Genomic DNA, 21,533 nt, shown 5'->3' with positions numbered 1-21,533 from the left:
ACCTAAAACGCCCCGTAACATGGGGCGTTTTAGGTGCATCAACGGTTACTGAAATAGTTCATCCGCTTTTATGACTTCAATATTTTTAGCTGGTACAGATAGCTCGTAGCTTTCAACTATCTTATCTTCATCTAATAAAGCCTGCGGTTTGCTCACATTGTATTTCAATGGCGAAATTTGCTCATTGGCCAAGCGCTGCCTCATATCTTCACCATCGCCGGTTACAAACACATAGTGCATATTGTCCGTTTGCAGGTTTTCACGAATAACACGATTGACATCTGCCAAGCTCAAAGACGCCAATTGAGCACGGACTAAACTCACGAACTCATCCGTGTTATAGAATTGACTGTCTAGTGCATAGCCAAGTTGTCTATCCTGACTTGCAACTAGCTGCGGTACGTAGTTGTTTAAAAAGTTACGCGTTGCTTCGAAGTCTTTTTCTGTCATGCCTTGGCTGATCAACTTATCTAGTTCATACACCGCCACTCGTGTCGCGAAATGTGCATCATTGTTAGAGCGCAGTGGACGTAGCCAAACTTGAAAAATCTGTTCAGACCGACCTAAGTTTGCGTCAGGCATCGTTTGGAACATGCCACGAGGAAAATACTCGATATACGCATAGTCACCATAATTCATCCCGCGAGTTTGACGGATACGGTCAAACAAAAAAGCGCCTGAGTTACGGTGCTCACCAAAATATGAACGCACTAACCACAGAGCTGCCCAGTCTTTGCTGCTACGAATGGTGTCAATTGGAAAACCAAACGAAACCGCCGTTGATTTTGCACTTTTCTCTACAACGGTGGCGTGAACACCTGTCAATTTAGGCGCATCACTCACACTCAAACGCTTTTGATCACCTTGCGGCAGTTTGGTCAAATCTTCAATCAGCTTGGCCTTGAGCTGACTATTGAGTGCCCCCGTGAGTCCCAAGTTTAACTTTGCTTGGGTAAATTGAGTCGCGTAGAAGTTTTTTACATCTTGAAGCGTCAACGCCTCTAAGTCAGATAAATCACCAAGGTTTAAGCTTTCGTACACATGGCCTTGATAGAGCTTGTGATAGAGTACTTCTTTCCCTAGCTCTTCATCGTTAGAAGACTTCAAACCTGACTTGATGCCATCTATCATCTCCTTTTTCAGGCGATTAAAGTCATCTTCTCTGAAACCTGGATTCAGTAATTGCTCACCGACCAATGCATACCATTGTTCAGCATTGTCTTTGTGAACTCGGCCACGCAAAGAGATCATCTCTTTGTCTACCTGATGAGACAAACTGCCTGCTAGTGGGTACAGTGCTTTTTGAATTTCTTTGTAAGACTTGGTGGCACTCCCCCCTTTTGCCAACATTGCAGCAGTTAATGCGGCAAGACCTTTCTTACCTTCTGGATCTGCCGCCGCCCCAGTATAAAATAGCCAGTTTACGTCCACCAGCGGTGAGTTTGATGTTTTATCAAGTACCGTAAAGTATTGCTGCGCAGGCGCGCTCATTTCAGCAGCCAGTGCATCAAGGCTAACCTCAGTGTCGAACCCGTCAATGGCTTCTAGCGAGGACATTGTCACGGTGTTTCGACCACTATCAACAAAATACTGATTTGCAATGTTGCGGATATCTTCAGGGGTGATGGTATCAGCTGTTGCATACATCTGATTAATGACCTCTGGATCACGTTCAAAATGAACATAGCTTGCCAGTGTTGACGCTATGGCTTTCGAAGAGTCCATACTATTTGCGAAGCTGTAACGCTGGTTTGACTTAAGTGCCGCAAGTTTTTCTGCGTCTACTAACTCAGTACGTGCACCTGCATAAGTGCGATTTACCGCATCACGCACCACGGCTAAGTCTTGCTCATTTTCAACTTTGACAAACACATGTAATAGACCAGGGTCTTTTGTTTCTGCATTATAGGTAATCAATTGCGTCGCAATTTGCTTGTCGACCACAAGCTCTTGATACAGTTTTGAGTTTTCCGAAAAATAAAGCTCTGAAATCAAATCGACCGCGGCGCGATCTTTTTTGCTCGGCTCCCAAGCAGGTCCTTTGTATGAAACCAGTAACCAATGACCTGGCTGCCCTTCATTAACAACATGCTTGTACTTTGCGTTTTGTTGTTTTGGCTCCACAGGAATATCGGCTTGATACTCACCACGCTGCCACTCGCCCCAGTACTTTTTGACCATATCGACGGTCGCTTTTGGCTCTATATCACCGACGATAATAATCGTTGCATATTCGGGTTTGTAAAAGCGCTCAAAGAATAAGTCTGCGTAAGCCATTTGATCAGGCATCGCTTCAATGTCTTCGAAGAAGCCCATCGTAGTGTGCTTATAGGTATGCTCATCATACGCGTTATCACGAACGGCACTCAGTAACTTTCGCAAAGGGTTTGCGTTGTTTTTTAGGTACTCACCTTTTACCGTCAGCGCTTCTGTACGAAACTGCTCTTCGCTGAAATGTAAATTTTGGAAAATATCCGCTTGTATTTCTAGCACCTTATCTAAGTGCTCTTTTGAAAAGCTGAGATAGTAATTCGTATAATCATTCGTGGTGTATGCACGGTTATCGACACCTGAATTCTTAATAATGTCTTTATAAATTTGCTCAGGATATTTTTTCGAGCCTTTAAACATCATGTGCTCAAAAAAGTGGGCAAAACCTGTTTTGCCTTCTTCGACTTCATTTCTGGAACCGACAGACACGGGGATCTGCAATGAAACAACATCAGGGTAATCTGTTTTGACTACCATCACTCGTAAACCATTGTCTAATTCTTCAAGCACATAATCATGAGCAAAAACTTTGTTGCTGGTTTGCTGCACAGCAGCGATGCTTTGAGAAGCCGAAGAGTGTGATGTGTTATTTGATACACAGCCCGCTAGTGCTAATGTCACCGCTAGGCTGGTCGCTAAAAGCCTATATTTCATATGTGTCCCTAGTCTTTCTCTTGATGTATTTAAATGCACACATTTTTGTGAGCGCTTGTCAGTGACATAATTATGCATTAAAGCCTAAATAAATCTGCTTAATCACGACAGAAACCCAAAAATTCGAGAGTTACCAAGTATTGAAAAACAAGTAGAAAATCACTTTTCCCGCCTTGCAACATGAAAGAAATTCAAGTTAATTGAATTTCTTTCATTAAAAAGATCTATCTAGACGTCTAAATGGCTGCTATATTTACACCATAAACTACGAATTGGCAGGAATGAGAACCATGGCATTATCACTGCAAGAGAAAATCTTAGACCCGAATCAAGGGGTATATTTAATCGGTACTACACCACCCAAACTCGGGACTGATAAAGAACAAGTACAAGCAATTGCAACTAAGCTATTGAATCGATTGCATGAAATTGAATATGACGGCGTTGTTATCTACGATATTCAAGATGAAAGTAGCCGCACTGAAGTCACCCGTCCGTTCCCATTTAAACAAACGGTTGATCCTTGTGAGTACAGTCAAGTGGTTAGCCAACTGTCTAACCTAGATGTGATTACATATAAAAGTGTTGCGCAAAGGGATCACAGTGAGTTCACACAATGGTTGCATAAAACAAAACAAGATTTTGGTCTAAGTAACCTTGTGCTGGTGGGTAGCCCATCATCAAAAGGGGATATTAAATTAAGCCTGCCAGATGCCTACCAAACGCTACGAGATCACCAAGAAGATTTCTTTTTAGGCGGTGTGACTATTGCCGAGCGCCATTCTAGTAAGCGTAATGAACATGAGCGCTTAATTGACAAAACAGCACAAGGCTGTGAGTTCTTTATTTCTCAAGCTGTTTATGATGCGCAAGCAACCATAGATCTATTAACAAGCTATGCCCGTACATGTCGCCAACAAGGCATTGAGCCACAGCGTATTATTTTAACTTTTACGCCTTGTGGTGGACAGAAAACTCTTGAGTTTATGCAGTGGTTAGGTATTTCAGTACCGGAAGCAACTAAATGGCGCATGTTAGATGCGGAAAATACGCTAAAGGAGTCGATTAAAATCTGTCGTGAAAACTTGGATTTAATCTTGCGTAGCTGTGCTCAGCTAGATGTACCTCTTGGGCTAAACATCGAAAGCTTAACCAACCGTAAAGAAGAAATAGACGCTTCTATTAATTTATACCGTCTACTAAAGGCAACCATGGAATTAAAGCTCGCGGAAAAGCAAATTGCTTAATTAATTATTCACCCAATATTCGTAGTAAAAAGCCCCTATTAAGGGGCTTTTTTTATTGCTTAAATCGGTGAACCGGGTGGCATCGCTAGCGGTTTAAAGCTATCTGGCCACTTGCCTCGTTTTAAGAAATATTGAATATGCTCGCCTAGAAATTGCTCAAATGCTTTTGCTTTATCAGCGCTTGAGAACATAGATTGGTCGGTATACTCATCTGCCACTTGCTGTAAGTAAAAGCGTAGTTGCGCTTGTACTTCTGGATCGACTTTTGAGCTCGCACTCAGCGTCGCCATTCTATGTGCTGTTAGGTATTGAACTCGCTCATTTAATTTCTTTGCCATTGGCGAGTTAGCAGTGCTTTCAAACACAGCGGTGTGCAGTTTGGTCAGCAATTCATTACTACCAAGATGCTTGGGGTTTCTTGCATATTGCTGAGCAACACGATTTAGCCTTTCTGCATTTAATAGCAGATTGAGTGTGTGTAAACTCGCCATTTCAGGCAAAGCCATTGCATCCAGTGGCAGCCCCGTGCGCCCATGCACACTTTCCCGATTACGAGATTCTCCGTAAGCTTTTGGTGGTATTACCGCTAAAACAGATTCAGGAATCGCCAAAGCGTCTGGTGTAATTGTTTCTAATAGAGCCTGTAATGCATCTGCTTGCTCTGATTTCACGACAACTTCAGCACCTTTCAATGACCCCTCGCCACGCACTTCATAGTGATAATCAACACCGCCGATCAACTTAACGACAGACTCAACTTGATAACGGTGGAATAGGTAAAGAGGAACCAGCTTCTCTTCAAGTTGCGAAAGCGCCACCCCATTTTGAATGTTGTTGACACCAAATTGCGCCAAAGCTTGCTTGCGGATCCCAAGGACTCTGCGCAGCTCTGTCGCGGGGTCTGCACCGTTGTCCCATAGGTGCGCACTGGGGTGAGCTCCCCCTTTTGGTCGTGCATCCGCATCAGAAATATAACCAAGGCCAAGATCTTTGGTCTCTTTGATCACACGCGCAAGCGACTCTGCTTCATTGCTCGCTGAAAAATCACTGTACCCATATTTTACAGCTTGAATATCCCAAGCACCCATGCCCTTCGCATAGCCTTCACTGACATCAAGCTTGCCTTGCCCATCAAACTGTACCAATGGGTGCGGATAATCCATCACCGATGCTCGCTCATTACCAGAAGCGGCAAAGTTGTGGGCGATACCCAAAGTATGACCAATTTCATGCGCACTCAATTGGCGAATGCGATCTAGCGCCATCTCATGCAGCTTTTGTGTTACCTCATCGCCTTTTATAAATGGTGCGGCAAGGGCTTCAGCAATCAAAATATCTTGGCGCACACGAAGCGACCCTAAGGTTACGTGGCCTTTAATGATTTCACCACTGCGTGGGTCTACTACAGATGCACCGTATGACCAACCTCGTGTGGCTCTGTGTACCCATTGGATCACGTTATAGCGTACATCCATTGGATCAGCATGCTCTGGTAGCATTTTGACTTGAAACGCATCTTTGTAACCAGCCGCTTCGAACGCTTGCTCCCACCAGCGTGCGCCATCAAGCAATGCCGTTTTTACAGGCTCAGGTACACCCGGATCTAAGTAATAAACAATGGGTTTTACTGCTTCAGATATTTTGGCCGTTGGATCTTTCTTTTCCAAGCGGTGACGCGGGATGTAACGTACATACATAGACTCGCCCAGCGGTGCTGAGTAGTCTTTATGTTCGATGCTCCAAAATCCAGATTGAGGGTGGAATTTACGCGGCGTGTAGTTTTTATCAGGTAGAGCAATCAAAGAGTGTCTTTGATGCACAGTAATGGCGTAAGGATCTGCAACCGCTTGACGCACATACTTGCCGGGGTCTTTACCTTTAAAGGTTAATACTGCTTCTAACTCCGTGTTTTTTACAAATGCTTTTGAGCGAGATGCATATACCGCACTGCGGCTTTTATCCAGACTATAACTACCTTGCTTAGTGGCCTTTAAACGACGACTCACACCATGTACATCTGAAAGTAAATACGGTGTGTAATCGATAAGTACACTGTCTGAGTCTTCTGCGACAACTTTAAATCCATGCAAAATACTTGAAGCGAATGCTTCTTTGACACTCTGCTGTTCGGCACTGTTGTCAGCACTAGCACGATAGTAGGTGTTGTTTGCTCGAAGCATAACTTTGTCACCAAATCGTTCAAATTGAACAAGGTGCGTCCCGCCTAGTTGGCCTCTATCGAGTCCAATGTCATTTGAACCAACCCCATAAGGCAAGCTATGCTGTAATAAGAATGGCTGAGCAAGTTTATCTACATCTAAGTAGACTTTGCCGCTGCTATTGTCACTATAAAACGAATAATAGCCCGGAAAGTGATTAAACTTATCAGTAAATTCGTCTATGGACTTAATTGCTGCCTGAGCATGCGTTATCATAGGCAACAACAAGGCCGAAACGAGATAAGGTGTCATACGTCTCTTTATCATAATTGTGTCTTTGTTATTTCATGTTTTGTGATTGTTTTTATCTAGTATATAAAATTGTATACAAAAAACAGTGAATCAAGACGAAATTCAGCGCAGCCTGCAGTGACACTCTCACATACACTTCACTGCGGCCCGACAAACGTTATCAGGATTTAAAATATGCGTAGATTACCGCCGGTGTTATTTGAAGATGGTTGTTCTAGAGAATTAGTGTCTCTTATCCGAACTATCTTAGCCGCTTGTAAAGAAATCTCTTTTCGCGTAGGACAAGGTGCACTGTCTGGTGTATTAGGTTCAACTTTGGATGAAAATATTCAAGGTGAAACGCAAAAGAAGCTAGATGTGCTTTCTAATCAATTGATTAAGGACATCTTGCTGGAGTCTGGCTATGTTAAAGCCATTGCCTCTGAAGAAGAAGATTACACAGTTGCAGGTAATCCGGATGCGAAGTTTATTGTCTCTTTTGACCCATTAGATGGCTCGTCAAATACCGACATTAACTCTTTAGTGGGTACTATCTTCTCTATTATGGAAGCACCAGAAGGATCAGACCCTGCTGATCCAGCTATTTTCATGCAACCAGGCAAAAACCAAATAGCCGCAGGTTACGTACTCTACGGCCCATCTACCACACTGGCGCTTTCTACTGGTAAAGGCACACGCATCTTTACACTAGATAAAACGCATGGCAGCTTCTTGTTAACTGAAGACTTTGCGAAAATCCCTGAAGATACGCAAGAATTCGCAATCAATGCCTCTAACCAACGCCACTGGCAACCAGCAATGAAAGACTATATCGCTGATCTACTGGCTGGAAACGAAGGGCCACGCCAGAAAAACTTCAACATGCGTTGGATTGCGGCAATGGTTGGTGACGTACATCGCGTTTTGTGTCGCGGTGGTTTATTCACATACCCTGCAGACACTAAGAACCCAGAAAAGCCATACAAACTAAGGCTACTATACGAAGCAAACCCAATGGCGATGCTTGTTGAACAAGCAGGCGGCCTTGCTCACACGGGAGAGTCACGCATTCTAGATATTGAACCTAATGATATCCACCAGCGTGTTGCGGTGATCTTAGGCTCTAAAAATGAAGTGGAAACTTGTTTGACTTACCACAAGTAACCCTTACCATGAGGTCAATCTAGCAGCGCTATCAAGCGCTCTATTTTGGCCTTATCTAGCCCTCCCATTAGCTCGGGCTCCGATAATGCATATAAGCTCCCTTCAAGTTCATCCACTTTAAAGTCTTCACGTTGAAGTAAGATTGAAGCCCAGAACTCTAGCTCATCTAAACTTAATTTTTCATCTACGGCCTGTTGTAGAACCGCTTTGAACATAGGTGCTGTGACATGAAAACGACCATTGCCATCTGCGGTCTTCACCAAAACAGACATCGCCTCATCTTTATTCTCACTGCATTGTGCAAACGCCTTTAACGCCTCAACATATTCCATATTTACCCCTCAGGCAGAAAAGCGATTTGGTTCTACTCCACTCATCAAGGCAAGTAGCGCTAGTTGGTCAACCTCTTTAACGGCGACATCCGCCACCGTTTGTCCTTCACATAATACCACAGCTCGATCACAGAGCTTGGTTACTTGCCCTAAATTATGACTAATCAGGATAATCGTAACCCCCTGAGTACTCAACAGGCGGATCAACTCAATAACCTGATTACATTGTTCATTACCGAGCGCTGCGGTCGGCTCATCCATAACGATGATATCAGCACCTGAAATTACACTTCGCACCAAAGCCACTATTTGTTGTTGCCCACCAGAAAGCTTAGATACTGGTATCTCTAACTCAATATTCTCACTTCCCAAGCGCCGTAATAACTTTTTAGCTCGCTGTCTCATGGCTTTTTTATCGAGCCAACCCAAGCGCTTTAAAAACTGGTTACGGTGCTTTATCTCTCTATTTAGAAATAGGTTTTCAACCACGGTCATTTCCTTTATTAATGCCAAATCCTGATAAACGACCGAAATTCCCAACTTTTGAGCTTTGTGTGGTGAGTTAATAATGTGTGAGGACCCCATTATTTGGATCTCACCACGGGTTGGCAGTAGTTTTCCTGCAATACAATTAACGAGTGTTGACTTGCCAGCGCCATTGTCACCCAGTAAAGCAACAACCTCTCCTCGATGCACGGTAAAATCAACGCCTCTCAGCACAGCGGCGTCATCAAAGTATTTATGTAAATCCACCACTTGGATCGCAATTTGATCTAATGCTGTGCGTATCATGACTTACGGGCCCTATAAGTGATACCTACAGCAACAACAAGGATGATGCCCTTCATCATCATCTGCGCATTGCTTGAGAACCCAGATAAAATTAGCCCGTTATTCAACACACCAATAAGCCAGACCCCTAACACCGTTCCCCAAATACTCACTTGGCCACCCATTAGGCTGCCACCACCTATTGCAACCGCCGCAATGACTGTTATCAACTCTGACTCACCCAAGGTATATCGCGCGCTTTGCATTCTTCCGGCGTAAAGCAGCCCAGCTAATGCAGCAAACATTCCCGAAAGCGACATTGCGATAATACGTATTTTGTCCGTATCAACCCCCATAGCCTGCGCAGCATTTGAGTTCGCGCCCGTTGCCAACAAGCGCCTACCCAGCTGTAAATAATTAAAAATACAATAAACACAAGCAGCGATCCCTATAACCCAAAATAACAGGCTCGGTAAGCCAAACAAACTACCTCCACCAAAGAGGATCAAAAAAGGTTTATTTAAAATGGGAATGGACTCAAGACCTGATAAGTAACGCACGAAGCCACTCAAAAAGACCATAGTACCCAAGGTCACAATCAAAGAAGGAATTGCCAAACGAAGTGAGAGATAGCCATTAAACGCACCAATAGCACCACCTAAACTAAGCGCAACCACTGAGGCAATCATAACCCCATAATCAGGCAATAACATCGCGGCCACCAGCCCCGACAAAGCCACAACCGCACCAATGGAAAGGTCGAGCATCCCAACAGATAAGGCAAAGTTCAACCCGATAGCCATGATCACAACGGGGGCGGTTTGACGCGCGATATTCAACCAATTCTCTACCGAGAAAAATGCACTGTTATGCAATACAAAAGTGAAGATCACCACGGTCAATACAAAAGCATAATAAACAAGTGCTTTTGCCGTCACTTGTGTAACTGAACTCATTGTTTAGATACCTTTTGCCGTTCGTTAGGTTTCAGTACTTGTTGCAGTAGCTTTGGTAAGTCGGTTGCAAAGGCGATTTGCCAAGATGCGGCAATGTTTTCGCGTGTTACGGTATTAAAGTCAACTTGCGTATATAATGGTGTCTGAGCACCAATTGCCGCTGCGGCACCAATCCTTGCCATTAGTTTCCCCATCTCATTGGGTCGATCAGACACCGTAGCGTACATATTCCCGCCCAACGCCATGTCGATCAAATTGTTTAATCCCAAATCATGGGTGATCACCTTTGTGTGTTTATGGCCGCTTATACGCAATGCTTCTATGACTCCTTCAGCCGCGGCATCCCAGGACACATATATTGCATTAATACTGGGGTGCTGGATCATCATTGCTGCAGTAAGTTGAGCCGTTTGCGTTTTTTTGGTGAACCCTTTTTCGCTTACAATTTGAATTTCTGGGTAGCGTTGCAATGCCTTTCTAAAAGCTCTATCTCGTCGATTTGTTATGGGGTAATTAGCTTCATGATAAATGACACCCACTTGGCCTTTACCCAAAATGGCTTTAGCAACCAAGTGTGCAGCGGCCTGCCCCATCCCATCCACATCATCTTTCACGATACCGGCAAAATCAACACCGTGCCTAAAACCTGAAATCGGATTACTAAGGAGCACGAGCTTGGTGCCTGCGTCCACCATCTGTAGATAACTTGGTTTCGTACTCAATCCATCTACACTCAGTGAGAGCAAAATATCAGGCTCCAAAGCCGTTAACGTCTCCAAGTCAGAAACTTGTTTTGCGGGGTCATAGTGTGCTTCAGTCACCGCGACGACATCGATACCCAAGCGTCTAAACTCGCTTTTTGCTCCCCGAGTTACAGCGCTTATCCAAGGACTGGAACCATGCCATGCCATTGCAGCAGTCAATCTGGATCTTTTTACTTGCATAGATTGATCGGGAGTAAGCATGTACTTACTTGATGAGTAGCCTAAAATAGGAAACACAAGTGCACCTATCCAAAAACTTCGCCAACCTGTTTTGACGAAATATGTAAACCGCATTGTGGTAGGTAGATTGAGCCCTTTCCTTGACACACAATGTTCCTTTAATTAATCCTAACTCAGTACATTTAATCAGCAGCCGTATATTTGTCAATTAGTTTTACTTAACTGCCCCGACAAAGTCGGCCTAGTTGAATGAGATAAACTATTCGATAATTTTCATATGTGTAATAAGATAGAGCTCTTCCAGATTTTAAAATCATACCAGGCAAGCTCGGAGAAGTAGATTGAAAGGGTTAAATGCTAAACAAAACAAAGCCGCTAATTTACGTTTAGTATTATCACAAGTTGTGACACTCGGCCCTATCTCCCGCGCAGAGATTGCACGAAATACCCAACTCACAAAACAAACCATTACCAACATGGTAGAAGATTTACTGAGTGTAAATTTAATTGAAGAAGTTGGTATTAAACGCGCTGAAGGAGCGGGTAAACCCTCTAAAATGTTATGTTTAAACAAAAGAGCATGCCATACATTAGCTGTGCGTATTTCACCCGACATGTTTGAGCTTGGCCTTTATTTTCTGAATGGTGAATGCCTCGCTAAAAGAACCTCTCACAAACAGATTGCTTGGAGCAGCGATAACATTGCAAATGAAGTTCAGCAATTGGTACGGGAAAGTAATATTGAACATCCGTCGATTTTGGCAATGGGTTTATCTTTGCAAACAGAGCAAGGGGATACTCTATTTCAGCATCAGGCAGGTAAAAAACTGCAAAAAGAGCTGAGCCAAAAGCTCGTCATGCCAGTTGCAATAGAGACCACTGCCTCAGCATGTGCTGCTTACCAAATGCTATTTGGTGAGGCAAAAACACTTCATAATTTCATATACGTTCATCTTGGTAACAAAATTGAAGCCGCGGTCGTTCATGATCGTCAAATTATGCTCGGACAAAATGGTCTCACTGGCGCTCTGGGTGATATTTTTGTTACTCCGGAAATTAATCAATCAACAGGTGAACTGGGAACATTGAATGATTTTGCATCCCTCGTATCACTGAGGCATTACATTGAAAAGCATGACAAGCAACCTTTAACGTCGGTTAAGCATTTAGATCCAATAAAACACTCTGCATGTCAAAACTGGCTAGCTCAAGCTACAGAGCCGTTGCGCATTGCAATTCATACTTTGGAGTCCATTCTCAATACCCAGACAATTATTCTTGGCGGTGATTTAGGGGAACCGTGCCTAGATTACTTGATTTCTCAATTGAGACCTTTTATCCCCTCTATCGCACAGCAAGGCAACAGAGATATCGTGCGCCTTATTAAAGCGCCCAACAATAATGAAGTCTCAATGGTTGGCATATCAACATTGCCTTTGCATGCGGCGCTCAATGATAAAAACATGCAAACACTTTATACCTCACCGACTTACCTACAAAGTAAAGTGCAACAGTTGATCTATGCGTAAGCGACGCCCCGTTAGTTCTCACTGACAGCCACTGGATAATCTTCTAACTGACCCCACTCGCTCCAAGAACCATCATAAACATGCAGACTCGAATAGCCACATTCTAGAGCCACCAAAGCTAATATACATGCCGTGATCCCAGAACCACAGCTAAATTGCAATGTCTTTACTTGCTCATTAACTCCTAAACTATTTAGTAATTGCGCTAGCTCAGGTAGAGGTTTTAATAAGCCCTGCTCTGTCAGTACGCTGGTATAAGGTAAATTAACACTATGAGGAATATGCCCACTTCGCATACCAGCTCTAGGTTCCTTCCCTATGCCCTTAAACCGCTGTTCGCCGCGCGCATCCAACATCATCACCTCAGGATCAGAGATACCTTCCAGAACCTGCTCTTTATCAATAAAGTAATGTGCTCTAGATTGCGCTGTAAAGTTACCGATTTGTTCCACAGAGGCATATTCAGTGACCGTTTCATAGCCCAATGCCATCCACTGCTTTAAGCCACCATCGAGAATAAAAACTTGATCAAACCCCATCGCCTTAAACATCCACCAAGCTCGAGCCGCACTAAATAACCCCTTGTCATCATATACCACAACCGTGTCGGTATCATTGATCCCTAACTGGCGCATTTCGGCTTGAAAGACTTGTTCTGAGCACATCATATTTGGCATGTTGGAGTATTCATCACTTAAGTTGTTACTAATATCAAAGCGCCGCGCATCAGGAATTATTGCTGGAGGGCGATATCTGCCCTTCTCTCCTGGTTTGATTATCCCTGCATCGAGCACAATTATGTTTGATAAGTTTTCAAACAGCCATTGACAGCTTTTCATATTTTTTGTCATAGTCAGACACTTATTTCATTGATTCTAGTTAATTTCTAAAACGCCTAGCGTTATACTAGATAGGATAAGTTTGTAGCTCAAGTTAATGTATGGGTAATAAAGTAATTGTTTCAAATCGACTAGATGGGGCTGTATTAGCCATATTACCTAAGTTTATCGGTGATGCTATTAATACGCTGCCCGCTTTGGCACTACTTAAACAACTCTACCCAACGCAACGTATTTGTGTGCTCGTCAGGCCACATCTGACGGAAATATTCTCACGTGCAAGCGAGTATGGACTAGAAGTCATATCTGATGACCGTCATTGTCGCAGTAAGCATCGTGGCCTGTACGGTATGGCTAGCCAACTCAAGCATCAAAATTTTGCTTTGGCGGTCTTATTTCGAGGATCTCTTACTGATGCTGTACTGGCAAGATTAGCGGGTATAAAAAATGTGATCGGCTACGCGCAAAACGCACGTCGACCATTTTTAAGCCATGCCTTTAAATTAAACCAATGCCACCATTATATTTATCGCTATTGTAAACTAGTCAATGACGCACATGGCAGACCGTTTACACACTTTGATACGCCTAAGCTCACGGCCCAACCATCAACGTTAGCGCTTTCTAAGGCGCAATGTAATATTGCGCTCTACTTAGGCGGTAAAGTCAAAGGAACACGCTATTACCCACAACATTTGGCCGTGCAAGTCGTACAACACATTTCTACCATCAAAAATATAAATATATTTCTGTTAGGTGATCAGTCTGAACAGTCCGACATGACCTCTCTCACTTCTTTGGCTCAAAGTAAGGGGATTACTTTACATAATTTAGCCGGTAGCATGAGTTTGGCTGAACTTGTAGACAATATCGGTGCAATGGATGCCGTTATTTCAATTGACTCTGGACCAATGCATATCGCTGCGGCGTGTGGCGTTCCTTGTGTTGCCATCGTTGGGCATGGTACCTCTCCATGGTCTCTGGTTGCGCCTAAGACCGAGAATTTGATTGCGTTGACCCACAAATCTACTTCCTTGAATGAAGTAGATCTGATTCAGGATGTGTCGCCAGAGAAGGTTTTTCAAGCGTTAAGTACGCTCCTGTGTCAACCACCGCACTAACCCGCTTTATGGTATTGCCCCAACCACTGCGTTAGGTCATTGGCTTTGAGAGGTCGGCTTAAGTAGTATCCTTGAGCATAATCACATTGCATTTCATTGAGTAACTGCAATGAGTCAGCATCTTCTACTCCTTCAGCAACGACAGAAAAGCCTAATTGATGACCTAAGCTGATCGTTGAGCGGACAATGCACTGATCTTGATGTGACGCAGACAATTTAAGGATAAAGACCTTATCCAATTTTAGTTCATCAATAGGTAACATTTTCAATCGGCCAAGAGACGTTTGTCCGACCCCGTAATCATCTAGCGAAATATGCACCCCGAGTTCCTTTAATGCCAACAGTGCTGCAATACCCTTTTCTTCATTTTCAATCATGTCTCGTTCTGTCAGCTCAATCGTTATTAAGCTAGGTGCAACGGCAAACTCACTCAACATGCTTTGCAAATGCGGAATGAAGTCGGCATCTGCAATATCTTGAGCTGAGACATTGATAGCGGCCTTCATTGTGACACCTTGTCCTTCCCAATGCGCGATTTGAGATACTACCGTTTTCAACACCCATTGGGTCAAATCGACAATCAGCCCAGATTGCTCTGCTAAATCAATAAAAAGCTCTGGCGATACCCAATCGCCATTTTTGCGCTTCCAGCGGATCAAAGACTCGACTTTATCCACCATACCTGAGCGCATATTCAATTTAGGCTGGTAAGTCATAAACAATTGACCATCATCATCTATCAGAGCTTGTTTCAACTCATCAATGATTTCTAGTCTTTCTAGATAAGCTTCATCTTCACCTGTTTGATAAAAGTAGACATCTTCCACTCCATGCGCCGCATTGTCTGCCGCAATTAAGGCCCGACGAATACTGTCATCCGCATTATCTGCTTGCTCAGGGCTGTGCACCACGCCAACACTAAAACGCAAATTAATTTCAAAATTGTGGATGGTGTAGCTTTTGCTGAGTTCAGAGAGGAAGCTATTAACGCAATTTTCCATCGTTGAATCGGGTTTAGCTTGTAATACCGTTAAAAATTCATCCCCGCCAAGGCGAATGTTCAATCCTTCAAAACTAGACGTCACAACTTCAATCCGCTTAGCAACCGCCTCAATACAGCTATCTCCAATACGGGGGCCAAGCTTATCGTTAATATGTCTAAGCCCTTTTATATCCAGCGCTAATAAATAGTAGACCTGATCAGTAGACACCAAAGCATCCAAAATGGGTAGAGCAGAAGTCCGATTATAAAACCCCGTTAACGAATCATGACTTGCCTGATACCGGATCTGCTTCTCACGCGCTTGGATATCGTCTCCCATTTCATGAAATGCGTCGACCAACTGGCAGATTTCTTCTGTCGGTCGCGATTCATGAATTTCGGCATTATAATCTCCCTTAGCAAAGCGCCTCGCCATGACAGTTAATTGCTGTAGTGGCGTTGCTAGATTTTTGGCTAAAAAACCACTGGCAAGAAAGCCAAACAACATCGTAATACAAGACAGAAACACGATGGTCAGTACTAATTGATCAAACTCTTCATATTCACTACGTAAATCTGCACTTAAAATTAGGCTCACAGGCACTTGAGACAAAGACGGCAATGCGACTTCCGCATTAATATACAGAGGGTACTCACCAAACCATCTGCTAATTTTTTGTTCGTGTAAATAGGCAAACAAATCTCTGTCTTCGGGCAACTGAATGGAACTCGCTTTCATCTTTTCACCAAGACTGATAAAGCTCATTTCCATACCCGTTAGTCCTTTAAGTTGCTCTGCAATCGGTTCATCAACAACAAATCCGACAATTGTAAACGCAATGGTTCTTGGGGCTTTCACAGGAAGAATAATGGCTTGGTAGAGTTTTTTATCGAGTACTACAAATGCAGAGCGGTCTTCATGTGCCAACAGTTCTTTTACTAAAGGCCGCATATCCTGAGGTAAAACTAATTGATTTTGATTAGTTGAAATCAACTTGCCACGCATATCTAGCAATAACATCAACTCTGCATTAATACGCTGGCTATGATTGTATAGTACGCTGCTAATCGTGGATGCATCTCTTGTTGCAACCGCTTGTTTAAAACCAAAGTCTTGGGTCAACACAGACGCTGCTGTAACCAATAACCGCTCTCTAGCAACTAAATACTGTTGATATACGCTCTGTGCTTTTTGAATGTCTTGTTGAACCTGGCGCTCTTTAAACTGGCTCGTTGACCACCAAAATCCAGCCAAACTGGCAATTGCGGTAATTAATACCAAGCCAACACACAGCACTATAATGCGATTTTTAAAACTCGTGCCCATAGCGATCCTTTAACACTACAATTATTCAGTTTAAGCAGAACCAGAGTGTTCTGGCCCACAGCTACAACTTACTGTAACCAACCCTATGATTATTCGATTTTGTGCTATTCAACGCATACCCTTAATGACAGACCTTACTGTCAGGCATTTAATTTCAGCATCAATGAAATCGGTGAAAAACTTTATGCAATTACACGTCTGAAAGGAAAAGAGTGCCCTATTAAGGTGTTGCTTAAAATATGGAGAAGCAAAATGCTGCTAGTCATTAAAAAAGCGCGAATGAAGTGATGAATCACACAACAAAAGGTACGCGATTATTTCTTCAATCTCAAAAGTAGCAACATCGAAACTCTACCGTCCAGACCCTGTGAACGCACATGTATTTATACTAAGTAAAAGTGACTTGGAGAGGAAATGCAAGGAATTCATGTCGCAATGCCTAACAATCCTTTAAATAACTGACTGCTAGGCATTTTAGTGAGTTTGCTTAATCGATAAGACCGTATTCTTTATCCAAGATTGCAATGACCTCTGAACGCGGATCTTGAGGGATCATTAACGATTGACCCACTATTTTACTCGCAATGCCAACGTAAGTCTCTGATACTGACATCATCACTTCTTGCGGCAGCTTATACGACTCAGCAAGCGCCTCCCTTTCTGGCATACGATCTTTATTCAATAACACATCGCTATCCGGAACGTTGTTTATCAGTAACTGGCGGAAACCTTCTTTTGAATTTTCGATGATTTTGCCATCACGATATGCAGGCCCATCCCAAATACGAGATGAATCTGGTGTACCAACTTCATCAATATAAATAAGGCGCGACGAACCATCCGCATCCTCTACATAGCCAAATTCAAACTTCGTATCTACAAAGATTTGGTCTAGCTTGTTAAGCTGTGCTGAAATCAAATTAAACCCTTCACTTAATAGTTGCTCGTAGCGCGCAACATCTTCCTCAGATTTAAAATTGAATGCTTCTAAGTTATCAGTGATATTACTACGGGTGATGTTTACATCATCTACTTCCGGAACCCCGTCAACGCCAGAGATAATACCCTTGGTAGATGGGGTGATCAGTACATCATCAAGCTTTTGATGTGCTTCGAGGCCTTCAGGCAGTTTTATGCCACAAAACTCTCGTACACCTTTACTATAGTCACGCCACATGCTGCCCGTAATGTACTGGCGAGCAATCGCCTCGACACGAACCGTGCTTGCTTTTCTTACAATCCATACATACGGGTGAGGAATATCTACGATGTGATTTCCCGCAAGACCTGCTTCATCAAATAATTTAAACCAATGAGCGGCAACACTATTTAATGCAATGCCTTTACCTGGCACACCATTTAGCCCGTTTTCTCCTTGCCAAATACAGTCGAACGCTGAAATACGATCTGAAATTACCATGATCGCAAGCTCAGTTCCTTTTGGAACATCATAGCCTTTTTCTTCGATTAATCTGGCATTGTCTTGGTCGGTTAACCAGTAAACCGAACGTACTTTACCACTGTGAACTGCACCTTTGGTGCGTATTGGTAGATCGTCATTGACGTCTAGAACTTTGTAGCTACTCATTGTATCTCCATAGAGAACGGCTGCGTCTTGCTAAAGGACGCAAAATACAGAGGGGGTTAGAGGGGTGTATAATAGTCGAGCGCAGCAAAAATCACAATTGTTTACCGCATTACAACGCGAACCGAGCGTAACTTAGTTTAGCGTGGCTCTGTTCTGGGATAACATAATTAAAACTCGGTACAATGAGATAATTAAATGATCCAAATTACAGATCTGATTTTCAGCTGGCCGGGCCAGTCTGAAGCTACCCTGCATATTGATGACTTGCAAATAGCTGAAGGAGAAAAGCTATTTCTTCATGGCCCGAGTGGCAGCGGAAAATCGACCCTCTTAAGCCTCTTAGCGGGGATTCAAACGCCTCAACAAGGCAGTGTTACTATTTTAGATCAGGATTTGAGCAAACTGAGTGATGCTAAAAGAGATAGGTTTAGAGCCGACCATATAGGCACTATCTTTCAAAACTTCAACCTTCTCCCATATTTGAGTCCGATTGAAAATGTCATACTGGGCTGCAATTTTTCCAAGCGAAGAGCCTCTAATCTGCGTAGTGCAAACACTTCAGCTCAACATCAGGCTAATTTGTTGCTTGAAGAGTTAGGCATAGATAAGCAAACGCGCAGCAAATCAGTAAGTGAACTCAGTATTGGTCAACAGCAAAGAGTGGCAGCAGCGCGCGCTTTTATTGGCCAGCCAGAGCTCATCATTGCTGATGAGCCAACATCTGCACTTGATGCTGACAACCGCGATGTATTCATTAATCAGTTATTTGAGCAAGCCAAACATTACCAAGCAACTATCTTGTTTGTGAGTCACGATGCAAATCTAGCTCATTTATTTGACCGCCAAATCAGCCTCAGAGAAATTAATGGAGTAGCACAATGAAACTAGTGACGCTCGCATTCAAGAGTATTGCAAATCGAAAAGCCAGCGTATTGCTCACATTGTTCACCATCGCAATCAGTGTCATGTTACTACTCTCCATAGAGAGGGTACGTCAAGAAGCTAAACAGAGCTTTAGTAGCACAATATCGGGAACAGATTTAATCGTAGGTGCTCGTACCGGCGACATCCAGCTTTTGTTATCAAGTGTTTTTAGAATTGGGCATGCTAACAACGGACTGTCTTGGCAAAGCTATGAATATATCAAAGCGCAACGTGGTGTTGCTTGGACAATCCCTATAAGCCTTGGTGATAGTCACAAAGGGTTCTCCGTGCTAGGCAGTGACGACAACTACTTTAAGTATTACCGTTACGGCAAGAAGCAAAGTCTCGCGTTTACAAATGGTAGAGCTTATCACAATGCACAAGAGGTCGTGATTGGCAGTGAAGTTGCAAAACAACTCCATTACCACATTGGACAGCAGATTGTTGTCGCCCATGGTATGGGGAATACCAGCTTTCATAATCACGATGATAACCCACTTACCATCGTTGGTATTTTAGAGCCGACAGGAACACCTGTTGATAAAACCCTACATGTACCGCTTAAAGCAATTGAGCAGATGCACAGCACAAGTCATCGTTCTACAACTCATGTGGTTGGCCGTAAAAATGAAAATCACGCACATCATGATGAACATGAACATCATCATGACCATAGTGAACATAACCATGGTGCATTAGACAGCGAACCTGGAGACCTGATTGGCCAACCAAAACAACTCACCGCGTTTTTAATGGGCTTTGATTCACCGCTCTATACACTGCAAGTGCGTCGAAATATTAATACATACAAGCCTGAGGCGCTGTCGGCTATTATGCCAGGCGTCACGCTTAGAGAGCTTTGGGGTATGCTAGATATCGTGGAGAAAATACTGATGCTATTTTCTGCGGTTGTCGTATTGATCAGTCTACTGGGTATGCTCACGACACTACTTTCTTCGCTTAGTCAACGTCGACGAGAATTAGCAATACTGCGCTCTGTCGGTGCAAGGCCAAAGCATGTCTTTGCTTTAATGTGTAGCGAAGCGGTTCTTATTACAGCGCTAGGAAGCATTATCGGCGTAGCTATGTTCTATATTGTCATGTTCATAGGTAAAGGGGTCCTACAAGCCCAGTTTGGTATTGCCATTTCTTTATCTCTGCTCAGTGACTATGAACTGATGTTACTTGGCGTTATCATGGTGTCAGGTACAGCAATAGGTGCAATTCCCGCAATACGTGCTTATTTTTACTCGCTCAATGATGGTATGAGTGTCAAAGTTTAAGAGGTTATTTATGTTTTCAACTCGATTCATATCGTGGTTAGTATCAGCAACCATGATGATATTAGTGTCTAGTACAGCCTTAGCTGCACCGCCAAAAGAAATATTTTGGGATGACCTCATACCTACTGGGCATGTTCAGATTAGCAATCAAGAGGCTGCCAATCATGATGGTGATGATAAAAACTGGGTGCAACCTGATCTAGATGCTCCCGTTGTCAAAAGTCTAGATGGTAAGAGTATTAGCTTACCCGGATTTGTAGTGCCACTAGAAGGAGACAGTGAAGTTATTACCGAATTCTTGCTTGTGCCTTACTTCGGAGCTTGTATTCACGTGCCACCGCCCCCCCCAAATCAAATTGTGCACGTTAAGATTAAAAATGGGGTGCCTATCGACAGCCTGTACGATGCCATTACAGTCACTGGCACAATTAAAGTAGAGAGCTTTAAGAATGAGCTTGCGCAAACGGGCTACACAATGCAAGCAGTTGGTGTCGCACCTTTCGAGCTTTAATTCACTTATACAGGGAGCCAGCAGCTCCCTGTTCCTTTTCTTAAAGCCATTACGGCTTTGTCAAATGACATACCTTACTTACTCCTTTTTGACTCCCCTACCTCCATCAGCCCCTATCGTAGAAAGGGTGACGAATGACCGAAATGAAGTTTTGCAACATAAGGAAGTGAGTGCATAAATGCGCGCTGTAATCTAGCTTCAGGGATGAATTAAGTGCAAAGGGTTAGCGACAGCGAACGCAGTGAGCGCGTTTCCTTTGCGCAATGTAGTGCAAAGGATTAACGATAATGAGCGCAGCGAATACGTTTGCTTTGCGCAAGGTGAAATAAGCGATTTTAACAACTGATGAGGGATTGGTGATCCATCCATTATGAACGACTTTAAATGATACTTAGAGTCCATATCAATGCCAGTGAAAGTTACTTGCTTCACCTTACGCTAAAGTCGCGCTAAAGCACGATTTAGCACCATAAACGCAAAAAACCCGCTGCATTTCTGCAACGGGTTTCTTTAATTGCCCGGGGCAACCTTTGCTGGCAATGGTCCGGCTGACGGCCAGAGGCCTCGCGTTCAGTCGGTGGAAAGTGAAACTATTCACTTTCCTAACCCCGCCTTCACCCAACTTTCACATGGGAAAGCC

Annotated in this window: 16 protein-coding genes; 7 read left to right on the top strand and 9 right to left on the bottom strand. The window is 43.4% G+C overall.

All coding sequences use genetic code 11. From position 1 onward, the window contains the following. Nucleotides 1–45: 45 nt before the first annotated feature. A complete protein-coding gene (locus A7985_RS13130; protein ID WP_065790931.1) occupies nucleotides 46–2,925 on the bottom strand; it encodes a M16 family metallopeptidase in 2,880 nt (959 codons plus the stop codon). A gap of 290 nt (nucleotides 2,926–3,215) precedes the next feature. On the opposite strand from A7985_RS13130, the gene A7985_RS13125 reads away from it, so the two are divergent. Then, nucleotides 3,216–4,172 carry a methylenetetrahydrofolate reductase gene (locus tag A7985_RS13125; RefSeq protein ID WP_065790930.1) on the top strand — a complete coding sequence of 319 codons (957 nt, stop codon included), beginning with the start codon at nucleotides 3,216–3,218 and terminating at the stop codon, nucleotides 4,170–4,172. 59 nt (nucleotides 4,173–4,231) lie between these two features. Here the strand turns inward: A7985_RS13125 and A7985_RS13120 are convergent, their stop codons facing one another. Further along, a complete protein-coding gene (locus A7985_RS13120; RefSeq protein WP_065790929.1) occupies nucleotides 4,232–6,658 on the bottom strand; it encodes a zinc-dependent metalloprotease in 2,427 nt (808 codons plus the stop codon). A 159-nt stretch (nucleotides 6,659–6,817) separates the two neighbouring features. Here A7985_RS13120 and A7985_RS13115 point away from each other — a divergent pair, with 159 nt between their 5' ends. Then, entirely contained in the window at nucleotides 6,818–7,786 is a 969-nt protein-coding gene (locus A7985_RS13115; protein WP_065790928.1) for a class 1 fructose-bisphosphatase, read from the top strand. A 14-nt stretch (nucleotides 7,787–7,800) separates the two neighbouring features. Here A7985_RS13115 and A7985_RS13110 read toward each other — a convergent pair whose 3' ends face one another. From A7985_RS13110 to A7985_RS13095, 4 genes are read right to left on the bottom strand one after another with little or no spacing between them, the layout of a single operon-like run. Beyond that, complete coding sequence (locus A7985_RS13110; protein WP_065790927.1) at nucleotides 7,801–8,118, bottom strand: hypothetical protein; 318 nt, start codon at nucleotides 8,116–8,118, stop codon at nucleotides 7,801–7,803. Nucleotides 8,119–8,127: 9 nt separating this feature from the next. Then, nucleotides 8,128–8,910, bottom strand: coding sequence for an ATP-binding cassette domain-containing protein (locus A7985_RS13105; protein ID WP_065790926.1), 783 nt, complete (start codon nucleotides 8,908–8,910; stop codon nucleotides 8,128–8,130). Continuing rightward, nucleotides 8,907–9,845, bottom strand: coding sequence for an ABC transporter permease (locus A7985_RS13100; RefSeq protein WP_065790925.1), 939 nt, complete (start codon nucleotides 9,843–9,845; stop codon nucleotides 8,907–8,909). The genes A7985_RS13105 and A7985_RS13100 overlap by 4 nt, the downstream gene beginning before the upstream one ends. Beyond that, nucleotides 9,842–10,936, bottom strand: coding sequence for a substrate-binding domain-containing protein (locus A7985_RS13095; RefSeq protein WP_141685362.1), 1,095 nt, complete (start codon nucleotides 10,934–10,936; stop codon nucleotides 9,842–9,844). Before A7985_RS13095 ends, A7985_RS13100 begins: the two co-directional genes overlap by 4 nt. A gap of 194 nt (nucleotides 10,937–11,130) precedes the next feature. Here A7985_RS13095 and A7985_RS13090 point away from each other — a divergent pair, with 194 nt between their 5' ends. After that, nucleotides 11,131–12,318 (top strand): ROK family transcriptional regulator, encoded by a 1,188-nt coding sequence (locus A7985_RS13090; RefSeq protein WP_065790924.1) that lies wholly within the window; start codon nucleotides 11,131–11,133, stop codon nucleotides 12,316–12,318. 11 nt (nucleotides 12,319–12,329) lie between these two features. On the opposite strand, the gene A7985_RS13085 is transcribed toward A7985_RS13090, so the two are convergent. Then, entirely contained in the window at nucleotides 12,330–13,169 is an 840-nt protein-coding gene (locus A7985_RS13085; RefSeq protein WP_065790923.1) for a sulfurtransferase, read from the bottom strand. Between the two features lie 89 nt (nucleotides 13,170–13,258). Between A7985_RS13085 and A7985_RS13080 the strand changes: the two genes are divergently transcribed. Beyond that, nucleotides 13,259–14,278: a glycosyltransferase family 9 protein gene (locus A7985_RS13080; RefSeq protein ID WP_065790922.1), complete on the top strand. Its 1,020-nt coding sequence runs from the start codon at nucleotides 13,259–13,261 to the stop codon at nucleotides 14,276–14,278. Here the strand turns inward: A7985_RS13080 and A7985_RS13075 are convergent. Both A7985_RS13075 and A7985_RS13070 read right to left on the bottom strand, forming a co-directional pair. After that, nucleotides 14,275–16,587 carry a bifunctional diguanylate cyclase/phosphodiesterase gene (locus A7985_RS13075; RefSeq protein WP_065790921.1) on the bottom strand — a complete coding sequence of 771 codons (2,313 nt, stop codon included), beginning with the start codon at nucleotides 16,585–16,587 and terminating at the stop codon, nucleotides 14,275–14,277. The genes A7985_RS13080 and A7985_RS13075 overlap by 4 nt on opposite strands. A gap of 487 nt (nucleotides 16,588–17,074) precedes the next feature. Then, nucleotides 17,075–18,175, bottom strand: a complete 1,101-nt coding sequence (locus A7985_RS13070; RefSeq protein ID WP_065790920.1) for a phosphoribosylaminoimidazolesuccinocarboxamide synthase — start codon at nucleotides 18,173–18,175, stop codon at nucleotides 17,075–17,077. A gap of 195 nt (nucleotides 18,176–18,370) precedes the next feature. Between A7985_RS13070 and A7985_RS13065 the strand changes: the two genes are divergently transcribed. From A7985_RS13065 to A7985_RS13055, 3 genes are read left to right on the top strand one after another with little or no spacing between them, the layout of a single operon-like run. Further along, on the top strand, nucleotides 18,371–19,057 hold the full coding sequence (locus A7985_RS13065) for an ABC transporter ATP-binding protein (RefSeq protein WP_065790919.1): 687 nt from the start codon (nucleotides 18,371–18,373) through the stop codon (nucleotides 19,055–19,057). After that, on the top strand, nucleotides 19,054–20,382 hold the full coding sequence (locus A7985_RS13060; protein ID WP_065790918.1) for an ABC transporter permease: 1,329 nt from the start codon (nucleotides 19,054–19,056) through the stop codon (nucleotides 20,380–20,382). Before A7985_RS13065 ends, A7985_RS13060 begins: the two co-directional genes overlap by 4 nt. Nucleotides 20,383–20,434: 52 nt before the next feature. Next, nucleotides 20,435–20,893: a DUF3299 domain-containing protein gene (locus A7985_RS13055; protein WP_247684710.1), complete on the top strand. Its 459-nt coding sequence runs from the start codon at nucleotides 20,435–20,437 to the stop codon at nucleotides 20,891–20,893. Nucleotides 20,894–21,533 lie beyond the last annotated feature (640 nt).

The organism is Pseudoalteromonas luteoviolacea (assembly GCF_001696455.1).
GTDB classification, from domain to species: Bacteria; Pseudomonadota; Gammaproteobacteria; order Enterobacterales; family Alteromonadaceae; genus Pseudoalteromonas; species Pseudoalteromonas luteoviolacea_C.
Note: the sequence above shows the minus strand (reverse complement) of the source record. Positions and strands in the feature narration are given on the sequence as shown.

Excerpts from the sequence above, each read along its gene's own strand:
- A7985_RS13115 (WP_065790928.1), top strand. The coding sequence starts at position 6,818 with ATGCGTAGATTACCGCCGGTGTTATTTGAAGATGGTTGTTCTAGAGAA.
- A7985_RS13100 (WP_065790925.1), bottom strand. The coding sequence starts at position 9,845 with ATGAGTTCAGTTACACAAGTGACGGCAAAAGCACTTGTTTATTATGCT.
- A7985_RS13120 (WP_065790929.1), bottom strand. The coding sequence starts at position 6,658 with ATGATAAAGAGACGTATGACACCTTATCTCGTTTCGGCCTTGTTGTTG.
- A7985_RS13060 (WP_065790918.1), top strand. The coding sequence starts at position 19,054 with ATGAAACTAGTGACGCTCGCATTCAAGAGTATTGCAAATCGAAAAGCC.
- A7985_RS13070 (WP_065790920.1), bottom strand. The coding sequence starts at position 18,175 with ATGAGTAGCTACAAAGTTCTAGACGTCAATGACGATCTACCAATACGC.
- A7985_RS13085 (WP_065790923.1), bottom strand. The coding sequence starts at position 13,169 with ATGACAAAAAATATGAAAAGCTGTCAATGGCTGTTTGAAAACTTATCA.
- A7985_RS13110 (WP_065790927.1), bottom strand. The coding sequence starts at position 8,118 with ATGGAATATGTTGAGGCGTTAAAGGCGTTTGCACAATGCAGTGAGAAT.
- A7985_RS13055 (WP_247684710.1), top strand. The coding sequence starts at position 20,435 with ATGATGATATTAGTGTCTAGTACAGCCTTAGCTGCACCGCCAAAAGAA.
- A7985_RS13105 (WP_065790926.1), bottom strand. The coding sequence starts at position 8,910 with ATGATACGCACAGCATTAGATCAAATTGCGATCCAAGTGGTGGATTTA.
- A7985_RS13080 (WP_065790922.1), top strand. The coding sequence starts at position 13,259 with ATGGGTAATAAAGTAATTGTTTCAAATCGACTAGATGGGGCTGTATTA.
- A7985_RS13075 (WP_065790921.1), bottom strand. The coding sequence starts at position 16,587 with ATGGGCACGAGTTTTAAAAATCGCATTATAGTGCTGTGTGTTGGCTTG.
- A7985_RS13065 (WP_065790919.1), top strand. The coding sequence starts at position 18,371 with ATGATCCAAATTACAGATCTGATTTTCAGCTGGCCGGGCCAGTCTGAA.
- A7985_RS13125 (WP_065790930.1), top strand. The coding sequence starts at position 3,216 with ATGGCATTATCACTGCAAGAGAAAATCTTAGACCCGAATCAAGGGGTA.
- A7985_RS13130 (WP_065790931.1), bottom strand. The coding sequence starts at position 2,925 with ATGAAATATAGGCTTTTAGCGACCAGCCTAGCGGTGACATTAGCACTA.